Here is a 17,777-nt window from a genome sequence, read left to right on the forward strand (position 1 = left end):
TGAGGAGGAGTACAATGGGAGAGAAAAAAGTGTTTTCCAGTTATCTCACAAAACTTTCTGTATTTAGCACGGTGGCTCTAATGGCTTCTGCATTCACTCTTGCCGGCTGTTCTACTGAAACAACCGTTCAATCATCTCCGACGAAACAAAAGGTCCAGCCTGTTTCGGCCAGCAAGGCAGATACAAATGTTATTTATATTGTAATGGATGATACAGGATACTCGGATTTCGGAAGTTATGGTTCGGAAATAAAAACACCGAATATCGATCGTTTAGCTGAAAATGGCTTGCGATATAACAATTTTCATGCCACACCTGTCTGTTCTCCTTCAAGGGCATCGATGCTCACTGGACGGAATAATCATGCCGTAGGGATGGGGCAAGTGGCGAACTTTGATTTTGGAGAAGAATATCCAAATCGCAGAGGAGCGATTGTGCCCGAAGCCGGAACAATCGCTGAAGTTCTTGGAGAGAACGGGTACATCAATTATGGCCTTGGAAAATGGCATCTCGCGCCTACTACTGAGCTGACACCAGCCGGACCTTTTGATAACTGGCCTCTTGGCAAAGGATTCGACCGGTATTATGGAAATCTGGAAGATTCTTCGGATCAATACAGACCGGAGATGACAGAGGACAACAGTTTACTGCCATGGATTGAAGAAGAAGGTTACCATTACTCCGAAGACATTGTAGAAAAAGCTCAGCAGTATATAGTGGACCAAGTATCGGTCAGACCCGATCAGCCCTTTTTCCTAAACTTGGCTTTTGGTGCTCAACATATGCCTCACCAGGTGCCGCAGGAATACATTGACGCTTATGATGGTGCATATGACGAAGGATGGGATGTTATTAGGGAACAGCGTTTCGAAAAGCAGAAAGAACTGGGAATCATTCCGGAAGAGGCAAAATTAGCTCCTTCCAATCTTGGTGTAATTCCATGGGATGAATTGACTGAAGAAAAGAAAGCTGTATACACACGCTTTCAAGAAACATATGCTGGATTTTTAACTCATACTGACGAACAAATCGGCAAACTACTGGACACATTGGAAGAAACAGAGAAATTGGATAATACCCTTATAGTGTTGATTTCTGATAATGGGGCCAGTTCTATTGGCGGTGAAAATGGCTCGACGAATCAATCAATTGCTTATAACACTTTAACAGAGAGTTTTGAAGATGTTGAAAAAAAAGTTGACCTTATAGGTGGAGAATCCACCAGCAGTGATTATCCAGCAGGGTGGGCTCAAGTCAGCAATACTCCATTTGGAAAGTATAAAAACAGCACTTATGCCGGCGGAATCCGCACGCCTATGATTGTTCATTGGCCGAATGAAATAACTGCAAAAGGCGAAATCCGTGATCAATTTGTGCATATTAGTGATATCACTGCTTCAGTTTATGATGCGTTGGAAATAACGCCGCCGAAAACATTAAATGGAGTAAAACAAATGCCGGTGACAGGAACGAGCTTTGTTGAAACGTTTAATGATGCCAAGGCTGTTACGAAAAAGAAAACACAGCATTTTGAAATGAGTGGAAATCGGATGATTTATCATGAAGGCTGGAAAGCCATAGCCGTTCACACAAAAGGCCAGCCATTCGAGGATGATGTATGGGAATTGTATGAGATGGAAAAAGATTTTACTGAATTGAATAATGTAGCAGACAAGCACCCGAAGAAAGTGAAGCAGCTTGTTAAGCTATGGGAAAAAGAAGCCAAGGAGAATAATGTTTATCCGTTAACAGATCATTTCTTAAATGCCATAGCAAATTTGCCACCCGATAATTTAAGAGCGCGGAAAACATTCGTTTTCTATCCAAAAATGAGCCATTTAAGTGAGTCTGCTGCTCCGCTTACTACCAATCGTTCATACGATATCACCATTCCGATTACGCATTCTGCTGAAGATGAAGGAGTCCTCCTTGCACTTGGCAATGACAAGAGTGGATATACGCTTTACATCAAAGACAACAAACTTGTATACGAATACAATGCAGGAACTGTACGTTATCGAATTGTCTCTGAAAAAGAGCTGGTAGCTGGAGAAATAGAGGTGCAGTTTAGTTACGAAAAGACTGGAAACAATCAAGGAATCGGAAACTTATTGGTTAATAAAGAATCGGCAGGTCAAGGAGAAATGACAACTCTGCCTTTCAAAACTTCTTTCGAAGGCTTGGACATAGGACAAGACTTATATTATCCAGTCAGCGAAGCTTATGCAGAGTTAGAAGAGTTTTCTTATACTGGAGAAATTGATCAAGTGATTTATGAATTTGAGGAAGCAAGCATCGATACATTGCAATAGCAAAGAAGGGGCTGTCCTATAAGTCTCTAAAATAAAACAGCCGGAGAGAAAGAAAGCCTTTTTCCCCGGCTGTTTTTTGATGGGGGAATACGTTTTCTGAGAACAGCTGGCTGATGGGAATGGAGGCGGCGACTCCAGCGCTTGCTGGAGCCACTGGACTGAGCGCAGCGAGGGAAGCGGCAGAAGCCGTGCCCGCGGAACGCGTCCGCCGCAATGGACATCTGCCGGGTCTTTCGGGAACGACAAAAGGGCTGTCACCAAAAGTCATTTTTCATGACCTTTTGGGACAGCCCCTTTTCGTCTAACTCTTTACAATTTAAGAAAATTAATTTTTCAGACAACTTGTGTCAGTCCATTCATTCTTTATCAGCAGTTGGTGTCATTGATAGCGTTTACATTCAGTTGTATAGTTTGAACAAATGTATGGCCTACATTAAGAACCCAAAAATGAATTGGAGTGATTGTATGTTAACGGGAGAACAATATCTTGAAAGTTTGCGTGATGGGCGTGTGGTGTACCTCAATGGAGAAAAGATTGATGATGTAACAACTCATCCAGCTTATCGGAACTCAGCTTTGTCATATGCACGGATGTACGATGCGTTGCACGATCCTGAGAAACAGGATGTGCTGACAACGATTACTGAACACGGCGACCGCACACACAAATTCTTTAAGACTCCACGTACAGCAGAAGATCTGGTCGGTGCCCGGGATGCCATTGTTGAATGGTCGAAACTGAACTTTGGTTTTATGGGAAGAACGCCGGATTACAAGGCCTCCTTTCTGGGCCATCTTGAGGCCTATTCGGATTTTTATGTAGGTTATGAAGAAAACGCTAAGGCCTGGTACAAAAAAGCTTCAAAAGAGCTGCCTTTCGTCAATCACACAGTCATCAATCCGCAGATGGACCGCTCCAAATCATTGCATGAAAACAAGGAAGTGTTCGTTCGGGCAGTTGAAGAACGTGAAGACGGAATTGTTGTAAGCGGTGCCAAAATGGTGGGGACAGCAGCGGCTTTGACAAATTACAACTTCGTGGCCAACTACGGCCCGAAAGAACTTGGAGGCGGAGACATCAGCCATGCGTTGATTTTCCTGGTACCGATGAATGCACCGGGCTTGAAGATGATCAGCCGCCAATCTTACGAACTGCAGGCTAAAACTAATGGTACACCGTTTGATTATCCATTATCCAGCCGATTTGATGAAAACGATGCAGTCATTGTTTTGGACAATGTATTCATTCCATGGGAAAACATCCTGGCGTATAACAACGTTGAAGTATCCAATAGCTTTGTCGCTGAAACGCATTTCGTTAACCGTTTCAGTTTCCATGGCTGTGCCCGCTTAGGGGTCAAGCTCGATTTCATGACAGGTCTGTTGATGAAAGCGACTGAAGCATCAGGAACGCATCAGTTCCGTGGTGTACAAGCAAATATCGGAGAAGTCGTCGCTTTGCGCAACATGATTTGGAGCTTGTCGGACTCAATGGCAATGAATCCGGATATTGGGCGCAACGGTGTCGCCATTCCAAACGGCGTGGCTGCCAGCGCTTACCGGGTACTCGCACCGGAAGTATGGACCAAAGTCAAAAAGATTTTCGAACAGGTGGTTGCCGGCGGTTTGATTCAGCTGCCATCAAGTGCTGCGGATTTCCTGAACCCGGAGATTCGTCCTTATTTGGATCAATACTACAAAGGCACCGGGATTACAGCTGAAGATCGCGTCAAATTATTGAAAATGGTCTGGGATTCAATAGGCAGTGAGTTCGGCGGACGCCATGAGTTATATGAAGTGAACTATGCAGGAAATCACGAGAATATTCGCCTGGAAGCCATGTACCACTCGTTCGGTTCAGGCAACGCGGACTCGTTTAAAGCATTGGTGGATGAAGCAATGAGCGATTATGACTTGAACGGTTGGACGAATGCCGTCTGGAAAGAAAAAGTTCCTACAACTTGAGGAGGGGTCTTAATGGATAGTCGAGAATTCCGTAACGCAATGGGCAAATTCGCAACCGGGGTAACCGTGATTTCAACAGACGTGGAAGGTGTCTTCCACGGAATGACAGCCAATGGCTTCATGTCGATTTCTCTTGATCCGGCACTGGTTGCCGTCTCCATCGGCGAAAAAGCACAGACGCTCCAATTGATCAAAGCGAGCGGTCGCTTCGGCGTCAATGTCTTATCTAAAGATCAATTGGATATTTCGAAACAGTTTGCAGGGCAAATTCCAAGTGATGAAGCCTTCCGGTTTGATGTAGCTACTGGCTTTCCGATGATCAAGGATGCACTCGTCCAGATTGTTTGCGAAGTCGAACAGGAAATTTTAGCGGGTGACCATACCATCTTTATCGGCAAAGTCGAAAAAATGGTGACACAAGACGGTGAGCCCTTACTGTTTACATGCGGCAAATATGCAGAACTGGATCCGCAATACGCGGTCCTTTAAAAAAGGGAGGAAATAAAGATGACAAGCGAATTGACAAACCAGTTTAAAGAACCCATTTTTGATGTTGCACAGATTGCCCATGTGGAAGTGCTATCGCCGACACCAAAAGAAACGGTTGCATTTTACACAGACATGCTTGGGATGGAAATAGTAGATCAGGTGGATCAAAAAACGTATTTAAGAGCCTATGAAGATAACTATAAATATTCCTTGATCGTGACGGAAGGAGAAGAAGCGGGTCTTGGCCACGTAGCTTGGCGCACGACTTCACCGCAGGCTTTGGAACGCCGCGTCAAAGCGTTAGAGGAAAGCGGACAAGGCATTGGGTGGGCAAATGAAGAATATGGCCACGGCCCAGCCTATCAGTTTACAACACCAGATGGCCACAAAATGGAGGTTTTCTGGGAAGTCGAATACTACGATTGCCATGAGGACAAGCATTCGAAACTGATGTCGAGAAGCCAGAAACGTCCAAAACACGGTGTTCCTGTACGCCGCTTGGACCACATCAACTTGATGTCGAGCAATCCAGCAGCGGACACGAACTTCATGGTGGAAACACTTGGCTTTAAGGTCCGTGAACAGATTGTGGACAATGACCATGTTATCGGCACGTGGAACAGCGTTTCCAACCTGGTGCATGAAATCGCCTTTATGCAAGAGCCGACTGGAGCCAAAGGGAAATTGCATCATGTCTGCTATTGGTACGGCATTCCCCAGAATCTTTACGATGTAGCGGATCTGCTTAAGGACCATGATTACTTTATTGAAATTCCGCCGAATAAACACGGCGTCAGCCAGGCTTTCTGTATGTACGTTTACGAGCCAAGCGGAAATCGCGTCGAATTGTTCGGAGATGCCGGTTATTTAATTTTTGATCCGGATTGGAAAACACTTACTTGGGAAATGGAAGACGTTCCCGGCAACGGTGATACGTGGATTGGCGCGGTATTCCCGGATTCGTTCTGGAATTATGGCACGCCAGCACCAGCAACCGTTCCAGTAAAAGTAGCCGCTGAATAATAGGAGGTACTCATGGATAAAATCAAAGTAGCCATATTGGGATCAGGGAATATCGGAACAGATTTGATGTATAAAATCCTCAAGACGGACGGTGCGATGGAATTGGCTTTAATGGCCGGTATCGATCCGGAATCAGAAGGCTTGAAGCGTGCGGAAGAGCTTAATATCCCAACGACTGCCGAAGGCATAGAAGGTGTTCTGAATACTGAAGGCATCCGCATCGTTTTTGATGCCACCAGTGCAAAGGCTCACATAGCCCATGCGCCGCGATTGAAAGAAGCTGGCATCATCGCTGTCGACTTGACGCCGGCAGCAGTCGGACCATATGTGGTTCCAGCAATCAATCTCGGAGACCATTTGGAACTGGATAATGTCAATATGATTTCCTGCAGCGGCCAGGCGACAACGCCGCTCGTCTATGCGGTAAACCGGATAGCGCCTGTAAAATACAGCGAAATCATCGCAACGATTTCCAGTGTTTCCGTTGGCCCGGGAACCCGACAGAATCTTGATGAATTTACGATGACTACGGCCAATGCCTGCCAGAAAATCGGTGGAGCGGAAACAGCGCGTGCCATACCGGTCATTAACTCTGCGGAACCGCCGATCATGATGAATAATACGGTCTATGCAGTGCTTCAGGAAGAAACAGACGAAGCGGCAGTGGTTGCTTCGATTAATGAAGTCGTTGCTGAAGTCCAGCGTTATGTACCGGGATACCGGTTGAAAGGAAAACCGTATATCGACGTCCGCCACACGCCATGGGGCGAACTGCCAACTGTCATTATCATGAATGAAGTAGAAGGTGCCGGCGATTTCTTCCCGAACTATGCGGGGAATCTGGATATCATGACGGCAGCAGCCCAGCAGGTCGGGGAACAGTTTGCCAGCCATTTATTGAAGAAAGGAGGCGTGATTGCATGAAGACGCCAATCGTAACTGACACAACATTACGGGACGGCTCCCATGCAGTCAGCCATTCCTTTACTCCGGAGTTTGTAGGCCAAATCGTCAACCGTTTGGCAGAAGCCAAGGTGCCTGTCATTGAAGTCAGCCATGGCTCAGGTCTTGGAGGTTCTACGATCCAGCAGGGATTCTCGACTCATGACGAATGGCTGTTGATAGAACAGGCAGTCGCCAATAAGAAGGGTTCGAAGGTTGCATCGCTATTTGTACCGGGCATTGGCACGCGTCCGGAAATCCTAAAAGCCGCTGAATACGGAGTTGATATTTTGCGTGTCGCTGTGCATTGCACAGAAGCGGATGTTTCCCAACAATATTTTGAACAAGCGAAAAAGAGCGGGCTTGGCACGGTCGGATTTCTGATGATGAGCCATACCCAACCGCCCGAAGCATTGGCTAAGCAGGCAAAACTGATGGAAAGCTATGGCGCAGACTGTGTCTACGTGGTGGATTCCGCAGGAGCCTTGGTTCCCGAAAGCGTCCGTGAACGGGTTTCGGCATTAAAAGATGCTTTGTCCATTAACGTTGGCTTCCATGCCCATAATAACTTAGGGCTGGCTATAGGCAATACGGTTGCTGCATTAGAAGCGGGAGCTGACCAAATAGATGGAACACTGCGCGGGCTTGGCGCCGGCGTGGGCAATGCGCCGACTGAAGTATTGATCGCGGTATTGAATAAAATGAAAATCGATACAGGCATCAACTTGACGATTCTGATGGATACAGCAGAAGAGCTGGTTGCACCCGTATTTCAATATCCGAACGTCATCGATCGGGATAACCTGGCGTCAGGCTATGCTGGAGTCTACAACAGCTTCCTGCTTCATGTGCGAGAAGCAGCTGCCCATTTCAATATCAATCCAGTAGCAATCATTGAAGAGTTGGGACGCCGCGGTGCAGTTGCTGGCCAGGAAGACTGGATTTTGGATGTAGCGCTTGAATTGCAGCAAAAAGAATTAGTTAAATGAAAAAGCGCCGTTGATGAGTTTTCGTTGACGGCTTTTTCTCTAGAAGAAAGGAGTGCAGATATGGTTGTTGTTGAACAGCTTGCAAATGAATTAATCAGAGCCGAACGAACAAAAACGCCCATTGCACCATTCACTGAACGATTTCCGGCGATTTCCTTGCCGGATGCCTATCAGATTCAACTGAATTATGTAGAACAGAAAAAAGCGCAGGGCGCACGTGTCGTCGGAAAGAAAATCGGTGCCACGAGCAAGGCGATCCAATCCATGTTCGGTGTCAATCAGCCGGATTATGGCCATCTATTCGACACGATGATGTACGCGGATGGGGACACGGTACCGCTCGAAAGCTTGTTGCAGCCAAAAGTGGAATGTGAAATCGCTTTTGTCCTGAAAAAAGATCTTGTTGGTCCGAATATCACAGCACTGGATGTTATCGAAGCGACGGATTACATCGTGCCTGCCATCGAAATCATCGACAGCCGCATTGAGGACTGGAAAATCCGTTTTGAAGACACGGTTTCAGATAACGGCTCTTCAGCTCTGGTGGTGATGGGGACAAAACCGACAAAACTCGAAGGGTTGGACCTCAGCTGTTTGGGAATGAACCTTTACCAGAATGGGAAATACCTTGAATCGGCTACCGGAGCTGCTGTACTCGGCAATCCGATTTATGCCATCGCTTGGCTGGCCAATGCCTTGTCGGAATACGAAGTTTCATTGTTTGCCGGTGAAATCATTTTGACGGGTGCTTTTACAGCCGCTCTTTCGATAGAGGACGGAGATACATTTACTGCTGAATTTGCTCACTTAGGTTCAGTATCTGCAAGTTTTTCGAATGGAGGCAATTTGAAATGAAAACAGCATCATTGGAAAAAGCAGTAGAAGATTTATTCCAGGCGGAAAAGAATGTCCGGACCTTGCCGCAATTTGCGACGGAATTTCCGGATTTTGACGAAGACAAAGCTTATGACGTCCAGGAGCTCCTGATCGATAAAAAATGCCGCGAAGAAGAGACCGGGATTTCCGGATGGAAACTTGGGCTGACGAGCAAAGCGAAGCAGCAGATGATGGGCGTCCATGAACCTTCATACGGCGTGCTATTGAAAAACATGAGCCTGGATGAGGGACAGACGCATTCGATCGACCGTTTTATCCACGGCAAGCTGGAACCAGAACTCGCTTTTGTCTTTAAAGAAGATATTCAAGGCCCTCATATAACCGCAGCTCAAATCATTCAATCGACGGCCTATGTGCTGCCGGCATTTGAAGTGATCGATAGCCGCTTTGAAGCATTTAAATTCACCCTTCTTGATGCAGTGGCGGATAATTCATCTTCCTGCCGCTACATACTCGGCAATCAGATGCTGCCACCGGATGCTGTAGATATGAGCCTGACTGGAATCGTCTTCCGGAAAAATGGGGAAGTCATGGCAACCAGCACACTGGCTGCCGTCATGGGCAACCCGGCAAGTGCCATCGCCTGGATGGCCAATAAAATTGCCAAACGCGGCCAATTCATCAAAAAAGGCCAAGTTGTTTTGAGTGGGGCCATCACACAGGCGGTCCACATCGAACCGGGGGATCATTTCTCAGCTGCATTTGACGGCTTCGGAACCATTAATGTCAATTTCAAGGCGGGAGAGTGAAAGCTATGCCATTTATCCAAGTCACGATTGCTGAAGGACGGGAACCTGAGAAGGTGGAACAGCTGATTTCTGATCTTACGACGACCGTATCAGAAGTTTTGGATGCTCCAAAGGAAAATGTCCGGGTATTGATCACAGAAGTGCCAAAAACACATTGGGGAATTGCAGGCCAGTCTATTTCAAAAAGAAAAGAGGAATCGCGATGACTACAGTCGAAACAACAGTAAGGGAAGTTCAGCATTTCATCAACGGGAATTATGAGGCTTCATCTGACCAGCAGACATTCAAAGTCAAAAACCCAGCGACACAGGAAGTGATCGCCGTTGTTGCAGAAGCGACGGAACAGGACGTAGCAAAAGTATGTGCGGCTGCACGGGAAGCATTTGAAAACGGCCCTTGGCGTACGATGACTGTAGCGGAACGTTGTGCGAAAATCCGTCGCATGGCAGATATTATTTTGGAACGCAAAGAAGAAATTGCGCGTCTGGAAGCATTGGATGTCGGAAAACCATACAGCCATGCATTTGCAGCGGAAGTTCCGCGTGCAGCGCATAACTTGAAATTTTTCGCGGATTTTGTGGAACAGCAAGGCGGGGAAACCTATCCGATGGAAGATGCCTACATCAACTACACGCGCCATGAGCCGGTAGGGGTTGCAGGGTTGATCACGCCGTGGAACGCTCCTTTTATGCTGACGACTTGGAAACTTGGTCCTTGTTTGGCAGCTGGAAATACAGCCATCATCAAGCCTGCTGAAATGACGCCCTTGTCGGTTTCTTTACTGGGCGAAATTGCAAAACAAGCAGGCATTCCAGATGGTGTCGTCAATATTGTCCACGGTAAAGGCAGTGTTGTCGGAACGGCGATTACCAAAAATACCGATGTCGATTTGATTTCATTCACCGGCTCAACAGCGACTGGAAAAGCGATAATGCACAATGGTGCCGATACGTTGAAAAAGTTTGCCTTTGAACTTGGCGGCAAAGCGGCTAATATTATCTTTGAAGACGCAGATTTGGATAAAGCGATTCCAGTTTCGATTCAAGCCGCTTTCCTGAATTCCGGACAAGTATGTCTTGCGGGTTCACGGATTCTGGTACAGCGTTCAATATTAGATACATTCATCGAAAAATACAAAGCTGCAGCAGAAGCATTAGTAGTAGGAGATCCGCAGGCAGCCGAAACGAAAATGGGACCGCTTGTCAGTGAAGAGCATTTCAATAAAGTGAAATCCTATTTGGAAATCGCCAAAGAAGAAGGGGCCACTTTGATCACGGGAGGCGGCACACCCGAACTGGCATCCCATTTAAAAGAAGGTTATTACCTTCAACCGACGGTTTATTTGCACGAAGATCCTAAGGCCCGCATTTGCCAGGAAGAAATTTTTGGTCCGATTGTAACGATTATTCCGTTCGATACGGAAGAAGAAGCATTGCGGATTGCGAACGATACAGATTATGGATTGAACGGCGTGATCTGGACAGAGAACTTGAAACGGGCTCACCGCATCTCCCATGGCGTAAGAGCAGGCACAATCTGGGTCAACTGCTGGTTTGTACGTGATTTGCGTGCGCCATTCGGTGGTTTCAAAAAGAGTGGAATTGGTCGCGAGGGTGGACAACACAGTCTGGATTTCTTCACGGAAGCGAAAAACATCTGCATTGCTTTAAACTGAAGGGTGGAAAAGTGAATGGGACAAGAACTGACTTCTAACCGCGAACCGTTGAGAACGATGGGGAGTGAACAATCTCAGAGACTTCAAAAACGTGATTCAGTAGCATTGCCGCTGTCAGCTTTTTCAGCTTGGCAAAAGCAATTGGTTAAAATGCTTGGCATAGCAACCGTTAAAAAGAACTTCTTTCAGTTTGGCTGGTCACAGGGTGTCGAAGTGGCGCAGACTGTCAGCCGACGAGAGGATTTGGACTTGATTTCTCAAATGCTTCAAGGGGCTGAACTGCATGAAGCGTTGGGACAGGCAAATGTATTTATTGACGTCAAGAAGGTTGAAATTGTTGGGAATGAAGTGGTTTCTGTCCTGTTCAAAGGCCGATGGACCGATTCTTTCGAAGCAGACCAGTATATAAAAGAAGATACAACCGCTGTAAAACCTACGTGCTATATGCTTTGTGGGTTTGCCAGCGGTTATATCTCTACACTGGTAGACAAAGATGTATTTTTTAAAGAGCATGCCTGTCAAGCAAGTGGAGATGCCGCCTGCCACTGGGAAGGGAAATTGCTCGAGCACTGGGATCCGAAAGAATATGAACACTTAATGGGCGCGGATATTGAAGAAGAGATTCTTCCTTATACTAGGCTTGAAGAAGAACGTAACCGCCTGCAGATGGTTATTGATATTCATAACGAACTGACAGATGAGCTTATTCGGTCGAATAGTTTAGAAAACCTGTTAAGTATTTTAAAAAAATACATTTCACACCCCATCATCATTGAGAACCAGAAAGGCCAAATCACGGAATATGAAAACATCACCCTGGAAGAGGCAACTGTCCTGCAGGTACCTTTTCACCGGCGTTTGAAGGAATGGCCGATTCACAAAACAGATTTATTTCAATTCGAAGATACTAGCCGGTTAACGGCTCCAATATATATACAAAACCAGATTGCCGGCTATTGTTCATTTATCTATGGGCCGGGCGTTCAGCCTAAGGAAGAAATAGACCGGATGATTCTTGGCAGGCTGACATCGATCAGTACGTTGGTTCATTTAAACAATAGAAATATCATGGAAGCCAATGCGCGGACGAAAGGTATTTTGTTCGAGAAAATGCTGACGGATGGTTTCGAATCGAAAGAGCAGATTATACGGGAGTTGAACTTGCTGAATATCGATGTGTCGGGTGATTATCATATCGCTTATTTAGCACTTGGCTACAACGAATTCAATAAAGAGGACAATTTATCGATTTTCACAAATATCTATGAGGAAGTGGTGCAGTTTTTCCAGGAGCGCAGCTATGAAGTGCTGCAGGTTCAGCGGGCAAACGGGATTCTGTGCTTTATTCCGGAGTCAGCTGATCATGCCTTGATGGAAAATGGGCCGACCCTCTTCTATGAGCGCATTAAACGCGCCTATCCGAAAATCCAATGCCATGTCGGTGTCAGTTCTACGTCCAATGACCTTAGCTGCGTGACCGATCAAATGCAGGAAGCGATGACAGCAGCCAGGTTTACGACAACCTGTCAGCCGACGATGAATTTCAAGGAGTTGGGGATTCTTGGCATTCTTGTGCATTCGCAGGAAGAAAAAGCGATACGCAAAATCGCTGAACTTCAATTAGGTGAACTTTACGGGACTTCCGAGCAGCAACTCGATTATATGCAGACACTTTACGAATTCCTGATGAATGGCGGCAATTTGGAGATTACTTCTGCTAAGCTGCAATTGTCAGTGAGCGGCTTGCGCTACCGCATCAACCGGATTGGTGAAATCATAGAAGTGGATCTGCGTGATTCCGAAAAGCAATTCGATCTGCTGCTGGCTTTGAAGGCATTGAAGGTGATTGGGGAGTTTTAGGCAAACTTTATTTCAGGTAAGAGTTGGAACTATTTAATGATCAAAACAACTATTCTTATATATTCAGAAAAAATCCACTGAAGAAAAAGCTTGGCTTTTTCTTCAGTGGATTTCTTGTTTCCTATTCTTTTTCCGTCAAGAACGTAATGACCAAAAACAGCAGGAACGCCAGCAATAGCAAGCTTCCGCCTACGATGAAAAATATCATGACGAAGGTTTCATTCCAATTGAATGGATTCAGGTTATACAACCACATGCCACTTGTCAGTGTAAAGGCGCCGACCATGCCGAGTATGCTGTGGATGGCGACAAGTTTTTTGAACTTGATTGTATAAACCCGGTAGAAGATGCCCCAGGCAAAGACTGATAACCAGCCGACGAGCAAGATATGGGCATGGATTGGACGCAAGCTGTAATCCATTTCTCCAGCCATTTGTGAACCAAGAAACGTGCCGAACAAGCCAAAAATGGCTGAAAAGCGTATTAAACGAAGACTCCAAGTTTTTTCCATAATAAAACCTCCAACTTAGTATTGTGTGGGAACGGGATGCGGGAAGGACAGGATAAATTCACTTCCTGTGCCTAGCCGGCTATTAACCCGAATGGTGCCATGGTGCAAGGTGACGATTTGGTGCACAATCGACAGACCCAGTCCGGTGCTGTCTTTTTTGCGTGCGGCATCGACACGGTAGAAGCGATCGAACAACTGCGGCAAGGCGTCTTCCGGAATGCCTTGTCCGCTGTCTTTAAATGTAACGGTAATGCCGGTATCGTCCGACTGCAGGATGATTTCGATGCTGCCGCCGGGTTTATTGTATTTGATGGCGTTGGTCAACAAGTTGTCCCAGACATTATCAAGCAGTTCGGCATCGCCGCGGAAACGTGTTGGAGCGAGCTGGTAAGACAGGTTGATGTCTTCTTCTTCAAGCCGCCAGCGGTATTTCCGGACGACGCCTCTCAATTGTTCATCCAGCTGGAACTCTTTTGTTTTCATCGGATAAGCACCTTGGTCGAGCGATGTCAGCAGCAGCAATTGGCGTGTCAAGCTGGACAACCGCTTGGCTTCCTGGTCGATGATGGATGTATACGCTAGACGGTCGTTGTCGGAAAGCCCCGGTGACTTCAACAGATCCGCGTAGCCCTGGATGTTCATCAACGGCGATTGGAAATCATGTGACACGTTGCTGATGAACGATTTACGTGCCAAGTCGTTGTGCTGCAATTGTTTCTGCATCAAATTGAAGCTTTCAGAAAGCTGGCCAATTTCATCATTGCGCCGAATATCAAGCGGAAAGCTGTAGTTCTCGCGGGCAATATGTTTGGTCGCTTCTGTCAGCTGGACAATCGGCCGCGTCAATTGCCGCGCCATCCAGATCATGCCGATGATGCTGACGAGTGCAATTGCCACTACAAAGCCGATCAGGACGGAATGGATATCCGTCGACACAAGCTTGGTATCGGGACGGATGAACAGGCCATAAGGTTCACCGCTTCTTTCAAACGGCACACCGACTGTATTGTGCAGTTCATTGGTGAAATGGCCGATCATGAAAATGTCATCTGTTAAATTGTCCAGTCCCGTATAGACTTCATTTTCCGACAGAACCTGTTCGGCCTGTTCAGGAAACGCCGTATCGTCAAACGGTTTGCCGAAAAACTGCATCTCTCCGGAGCTGTCGACAAGCGCAATCTGGTAGCCAAGCTTTGCGACTGCCTGCAGGTAATTGGTGAAACTTTCATCCGAATACGGCACGTTTTGTACGGTGCTGATAATTTCTTCGGCAATGGCCACGTTTTGTTCGATCGTTTCATCTTTAGTGACCGTCACATAGAAGATATTGGCGATGGAAAACCCAATGAGGATGCTGATGGCCAGAATGAACAGCGTAGCGACAGTGAATTGCCGGTACAAAGTTTTCATTTTGAAGCCTCCAGCTTATAGCCGATTCCACGCAATGTGTGGATTTCAACATCAGCTCTGTAACGCTTGAGGCGGTCCCGGATCCGGTTGATGTGGGTATTCAAAGTCATTTCGCTGCCTTCGTGTTCTTCGCCCCAGACATAATCCATCAGCAATCCGCGGGGAGTGGCCAGATTGACGCGCGAAACCAGCAGCGACAGCAACTCGAATTCCTTCAGCGGCAAGATCAGTGTTTCTTTGCCGATGGTCACTTCGAAGTTCCGGCGATTGATCGATAGGTTTCCGGCCTGCAGATTCTCCTGGACAGAACGCTCCGAGCGGCGCAGGACAACGGCGACGCGAAACAGCAATTCCTTCGGTTCGAAAGGCTTGACCATGTAATCCTCGGTTCCGGACAGGAAGCCTTTTTCCTTATCCTCGAGCTGGCCTTTTGCTGTCAAGAGAATCACCGGAATATTGAGGTCCTGGGTCAGGATACGGGTCAGCTGAAACCCGTCCATGCCCGGCATCATAACGTCGACGATGGCCAGGTCAACAAGTTGGTCCTCAAGCAGCAGCAAGGCCTGTTCTGCATCATTTGCTTTAAAGACGGTATAGCCTTCTTTGCTGAGGTGAATTGCTACCAGCTGCTGGATATAAACATCATCGTCCACGACGAGTATTTTCATGCGGATTCCTCCCTTTCAATCAGAAAGCCCGGCACATGGGTGGCCGGACTTTCCACTCTCTATATTATGCAGGGTTTACTTGTCTTTTTCAAAAAACAATATCAAAGCTGGAAGAAGCATGCCGCGCACCAGGAAAGTATCAATCAAGATTCCGATTGAAACCATGAAACCGAATACGAACAAATCAGCGATTGGCATAGTAGTCAATGCGGCAAAAGTGGCGGCCAGGATGATGCCGGCAGAAGAGATGACACCGCCTGTATGGCTGATGGCGATTTCCAGGGCTTTTTTGACTTTGTGTGATTTCCGTTCTTCGATAAAGCGTGAAACCAGGATAATGTTATAGTCAATGCCAAGTGCTACCAGGAAGATGAACGCATATACCGGTACACGTGTACTGATGGCCTCATAGCCGAACAACACATCGACCAGGAAAATTCCCAAGCCGAGCGCCGACAAGTAAGAAAGCAAAATCGTCGCCATCATATAGATCGGCATTTTCCAAGAGCGGGTCAGGACGAACAGCAGTACCAAGATCAATAAGGTTTCAAGTACAACGATTTTGTAGATATCGCTATTGTTGACTTCCCGTTCATCAACGAGTTTCGGTGTAATGCCGCCGAAGTGTATATCGCCATTAATGGACGCGCGATCCAGCAAAGCGCCGCTGTCGTTTCGCAGTTGTTCCACGAAATCAAGGGCTTCTGTAGAATACGGATTCATCGATAAGGCAATGTTGTATTTCACTGCTTCACCGTCGTCCGTTTGGCCGGACAAACGGGCAGAAGCAATTTCGCCATAAGCAGTCAGCTCTTCAGAAAGAGCGGCTGCGGCTTCTTCTGTAATCGGCTCATCCCCAACAACCAACAGGGTGGAAGGCGCAATTTCGCCTTTGTCGAATTTCTGTTCAACAATTTCATAACCGACACGAGAAGGCATGTCTTCCGGGAATGATTTCACTGTATCGAATTCAAACTCCAGATTCACAATATTCAATGCTGAAACAATCATCAGAACGGCGACAAGTCCGCCGGAAATCAAAGGTTTGTTGACGACGAATTTCGCAACAGGTCCCCAGATTCCGTGTTTCACTTCTGAGGATTGGCCATATTTCGGCACTTTCGGCCAAAATGCTTTGCGGCCGAATAACGTGAATAAAGCCGGAATCAGCGTAATCGAAGCAATCATGATAACGAAAACAGCCGTACCGAAAATCGGTGCAAAATTTGCATAGTCACGGAAGTCTGCAAAGAACAGCACAAGCATGGCTGCAAGAACAGTACCGCCAGCGAAGAACACCGGTTCACCCGTTGCCCGCATGGCATGTTTCATGGCTTCGTGTTTGCTTTCGTAATGGTTCAATTCCTCACGGAAGCGTGAGAAAACGAACAGCGAGTAATCGATTACAGCCGCAAACAGCAGGATGCTCATGATCGAAGTCGTTTGGCTGGTCAGTTCCAATCCGCCAGAGCCCATGAAGGCAAGCGTCTGGTTAACCACCTGATAGACGATCACTGTCGCCAGAAGTGGAATGAATGCGAGTAGCGGCGAGCGGTAGATGACGATCAACAGTACAAGAATGATCAGGACTGTTGCAATCAACAACACAAAATCCGCTTCTTCAAACAATTTGACGGTATCGCCTGCAATGCCGGCAGGACCGGTGACGTAAAATTCCATCGATCCGGAATCAGCTGCGATGTCGCTGCCGATTTCAGAAGCTTCGTCATTGATTTCCGCAAAATCGGCACTGCCGAGCCCTGCCTCAAGTGACATCGGAATAATCATTGTCGTATTGTCTTCAGAATAAAAACCTTCCAAAGCAGGAGGAGGCAATTGACTGATGTCGACAATCGAGTCGATGCCTTCAATATTTGCCTCTGTAATGCCTGCCAGAATTTCTTGGACAGTTTCGGGATTGACATCGCCTTCGCTGTTATGGAAAACGAGAATGCCAGGTGTTCCTTGGTCGTTCGGGAAATATTCCTTCAGTTTCTGGTCCGCGATAATCGATTGTGCATCATCGGGCAGTGATTGGAAATTGGCCACTTTGTAATCATTGAGTCTCGGTCCCATGCTGAGTGCAATCATTAGGACAAGCCAGACGATGATGGTGATCCACATGCCTTTTTTGGTCGATACCCAATCAGTGATTGGATTCAGGAATCTGTTCATTGCTTATTTCTCCTCTCTCTATAACATTTCTGATTCATCATAACGTGTGAATATAAATTGAATATCAATTTTTGATGGCAGAGATTTGAACAATAGAATTGTGTGTGTGCCT

At 46.7% G+C, this 17,777-nt stretch carries 16 protein-coding genes; 12 read left to right on the forward strand and 4 right to left on the reverse strand.

Annotated features, from left to right (window positions below):
- The first annotated feature begins 14 nt into the window (after positions 1 to 14).
- The 12 genes from QMA04_RS10270 to QMA04_RS10325 all read left to right on the forward strand — a co-directional run bounded on the left by QMA04_RS10270 (position 15) and on the right by QMA04_RS10325 (position 12,901).
- A complete protein-coding gene (locus QMA04_RS10270) occupies positions 15 to 2,312 on the forward strand; it encodes an arylsulfatase (RefSeq protein ID WP_290185590.1) in 2,298 nt (765 codons plus the stop codon).
- Between the two features lie 119 nt (positions 2,313 to 2,431).
- Positions 2,432 to 2,617, forward strand: a complete 186-nt coding sequence (locus tag QMA04_RS10275) for a hypothetical protein (RefSeq protein ID WP_290185592.1) — start codon at positions 2,432 to 2,434, stop codon at positions 2,615 to 2,617.
- Between the two features lie 160 nt (positions 2,618 to 2,777).
- Entirely contained in the window at positions 2,778 to 4,277 is a 1,500-nt protein-coding gene (locus tag QMA04_RS10280) for a 4-hydroxyphenylacetate 3-hydroxylase family protein (protein WP_191716232.1), read from the forward strand.
- Between the two features lie 12 nt (positions 4,278 to 4,289).
- On the forward strand, positions 4,290 to 4,766 hold the full coding sequence (locus QMA04_RS10285; RefSeq protein WP_191716231.1) for a flavin reductase family protein: 477 nt from the start codon (positions 4,290 to 4,292) through the stop codon (positions 4,764 to 4,766).
- 18 nt (positions 4,767 to 4,784) lie between these two features.
- Positions 4,785 to 5,789, forward strand: a complete 1,005-nt coding sequence (locus QMA04_RS10290) for a catechol 2,3-dioxygenase (protein WP_290185594.1) — start codon at positions 4,785 to 4,787, stop codon at positions 5,787 to 5,789.
- A 12-nt stretch (positions 5,790 to 5,801) separates the two neighbouring features.
- The gene (locus QMA04_RS10295) at positions 5,802 to 6,713 is read left to right on the forward strand and encodes an acetaldehyde dehydrogenase (acetylating) (protein WP_290185596.1); all 912 of its coding nucleotides are present in this window, start codon (positions 5,802 to 5,804) and stop codon (positions 6,711 to 6,713) included.
- Complete coding sequence (dmpG, locus tag QMA04_RS10300; protein ID WP_290185598.1) at positions 6,710 to 7,720, forward strand: 4-hydroxy-2-oxovalerate aldolase; 1,011 nt, start codon at positions 6,710 to 6,712, stop codon at positions 7,718 to 7,720. Before QMA04_RS10295 ends, dmpG begins: the two co-directional genes overlap by 4 nt.
- Positions 7,721 to 7,780: 60 nt before the next feature.
- Positions 7,781 to 8,575 carry a 2-keto-4-pentenoate hydratase gene (locus tag QMA04_RS10305; RefSeq protein ID WP_191716227.1) on the forward strand — a complete coding sequence of 265 codons (795 nt, stop codon included), beginning with the start codon at positions 7,781 to 7,783 and terminating at the stop codon, positions 8,573 to 8,575.
- Entirely contained in the window at positions 8,572 to 9,366 is a 795-nt protein-coding gene (locus QMA04_RS10310) for a 2-keto-4-pentenoate hydratase (RefSeq protein WP_290185599.1), read from the forward strand. Before QMA04_RS10305 ends, QMA04_RS10310 begins: the two co-directional genes overlap by 4 nt.
- A 5-nt stretch (positions 9,367 to 9,371) precedes the next feature.
- Entirely contained in the window at positions 9,372 to 9,572 is a 201-nt protein-coding gene (locus QMA04_RS10315; RefSeq protein WP_290185601.1) for a 4-oxalocrotonate tautomerase, read from the forward strand.
- The gene (locus tag QMA04_RS10320) at positions 9,569 to 11,041 is read left to right on the forward strand and encodes an aldehyde dehydrogenase (protein ID WP_290185602.1); all 1,473 of its coding nucleotides are present in this window, start codon (positions 9,569 to 9,571) and stop codon (positions 11,039 to 11,041) included. The genes QMA04_RS10315 and QMA04_RS10320 overlap by 4 nt, the downstream gene beginning before the upstream one ends.
- Before the next feature lie 15 nt (positions 11,042 to 11,056).
- Complete coding sequence (locus tag QMA04_RS10325; RefSeq protein WP_191716223.1) at positions 11,057 to 12,901, forward strand: helix-turn-helix domain-containing protein; 1,845 nt, start codon at positions 11,057 to 11,059, stop codon at positions 12,899 to 12,901.
- Positions 12,902 to 13,022: 121 nt separating this feature from the next.
- On the opposite strand, the gene QMA04_RS10330 is transcribed toward QMA04_RS10325, so the two are convergent.
- From QMA04_RS10330 to QMA04_RS10345, 4 genes are all read right to left on the reverse strand, one after another.
- Positions 13,023 to 13,412: a hypothetical protein gene (locus QMA04_RS10330; RefSeq protein ID WP_191716222.1), complete on the reverse strand. Its 390-nt coding sequence runs from the start codon at positions 13,410 to 13,412 to the stop codon at positions 13,023 to 13,025.
- 15 nt (positions 13,413 to 13,427) lie between these two features.
- Positions 13,428 to 14,822, reverse strand: a complete 1,395-nt coding sequence (locus tag QMA04_RS10335) for a HAMP domain-containing sensor histidine kinase (RefSeq protein ID WP_290185604.1) — start codon at positions 14,820 to 14,822, stop codon at positions 13,428 to 13,430.
- Positions 14,819 to 15,490 carry a response regulator transcription factor gene (locus tag QMA04_RS10340; RefSeq protein WP_290185606.1) on the reverse strand — a complete coding sequence of 224 codons (672 nt, stop codon included), beginning with the start codon at positions 15,488 to 15,490 and terminating at the stop codon, positions 14,819 to 14,821. The genes QMA04_RS10335 and QMA04_RS10340 overlap by 4 nt, the downstream gene beginning before the upstream one ends.
- A gap of 75 nt (positions 15,491 to 15,565) precedes the next feature.
- A complete protein-coding gene (locus QMA04_RS10345) occupies positions 15,566 to 17,665 on the reverse strand; it encodes an MMPL family transporter (RefSeq protein ID WP_290185607.1) in 2,100 nt (699 codons plus the stop codon).
- Positions 17,666 to 17,777: the final 112 nt, after the last annotated feature.

Source organism: Planococcus sp. APC 3900 (genome assembly GCF_030407735.1).
Classification (GTDB): Bacteria; Bacillota; Bacilli; order Bacillales_A; family Planococcaceae; genus Planococcus; species Planococcus notacanthi.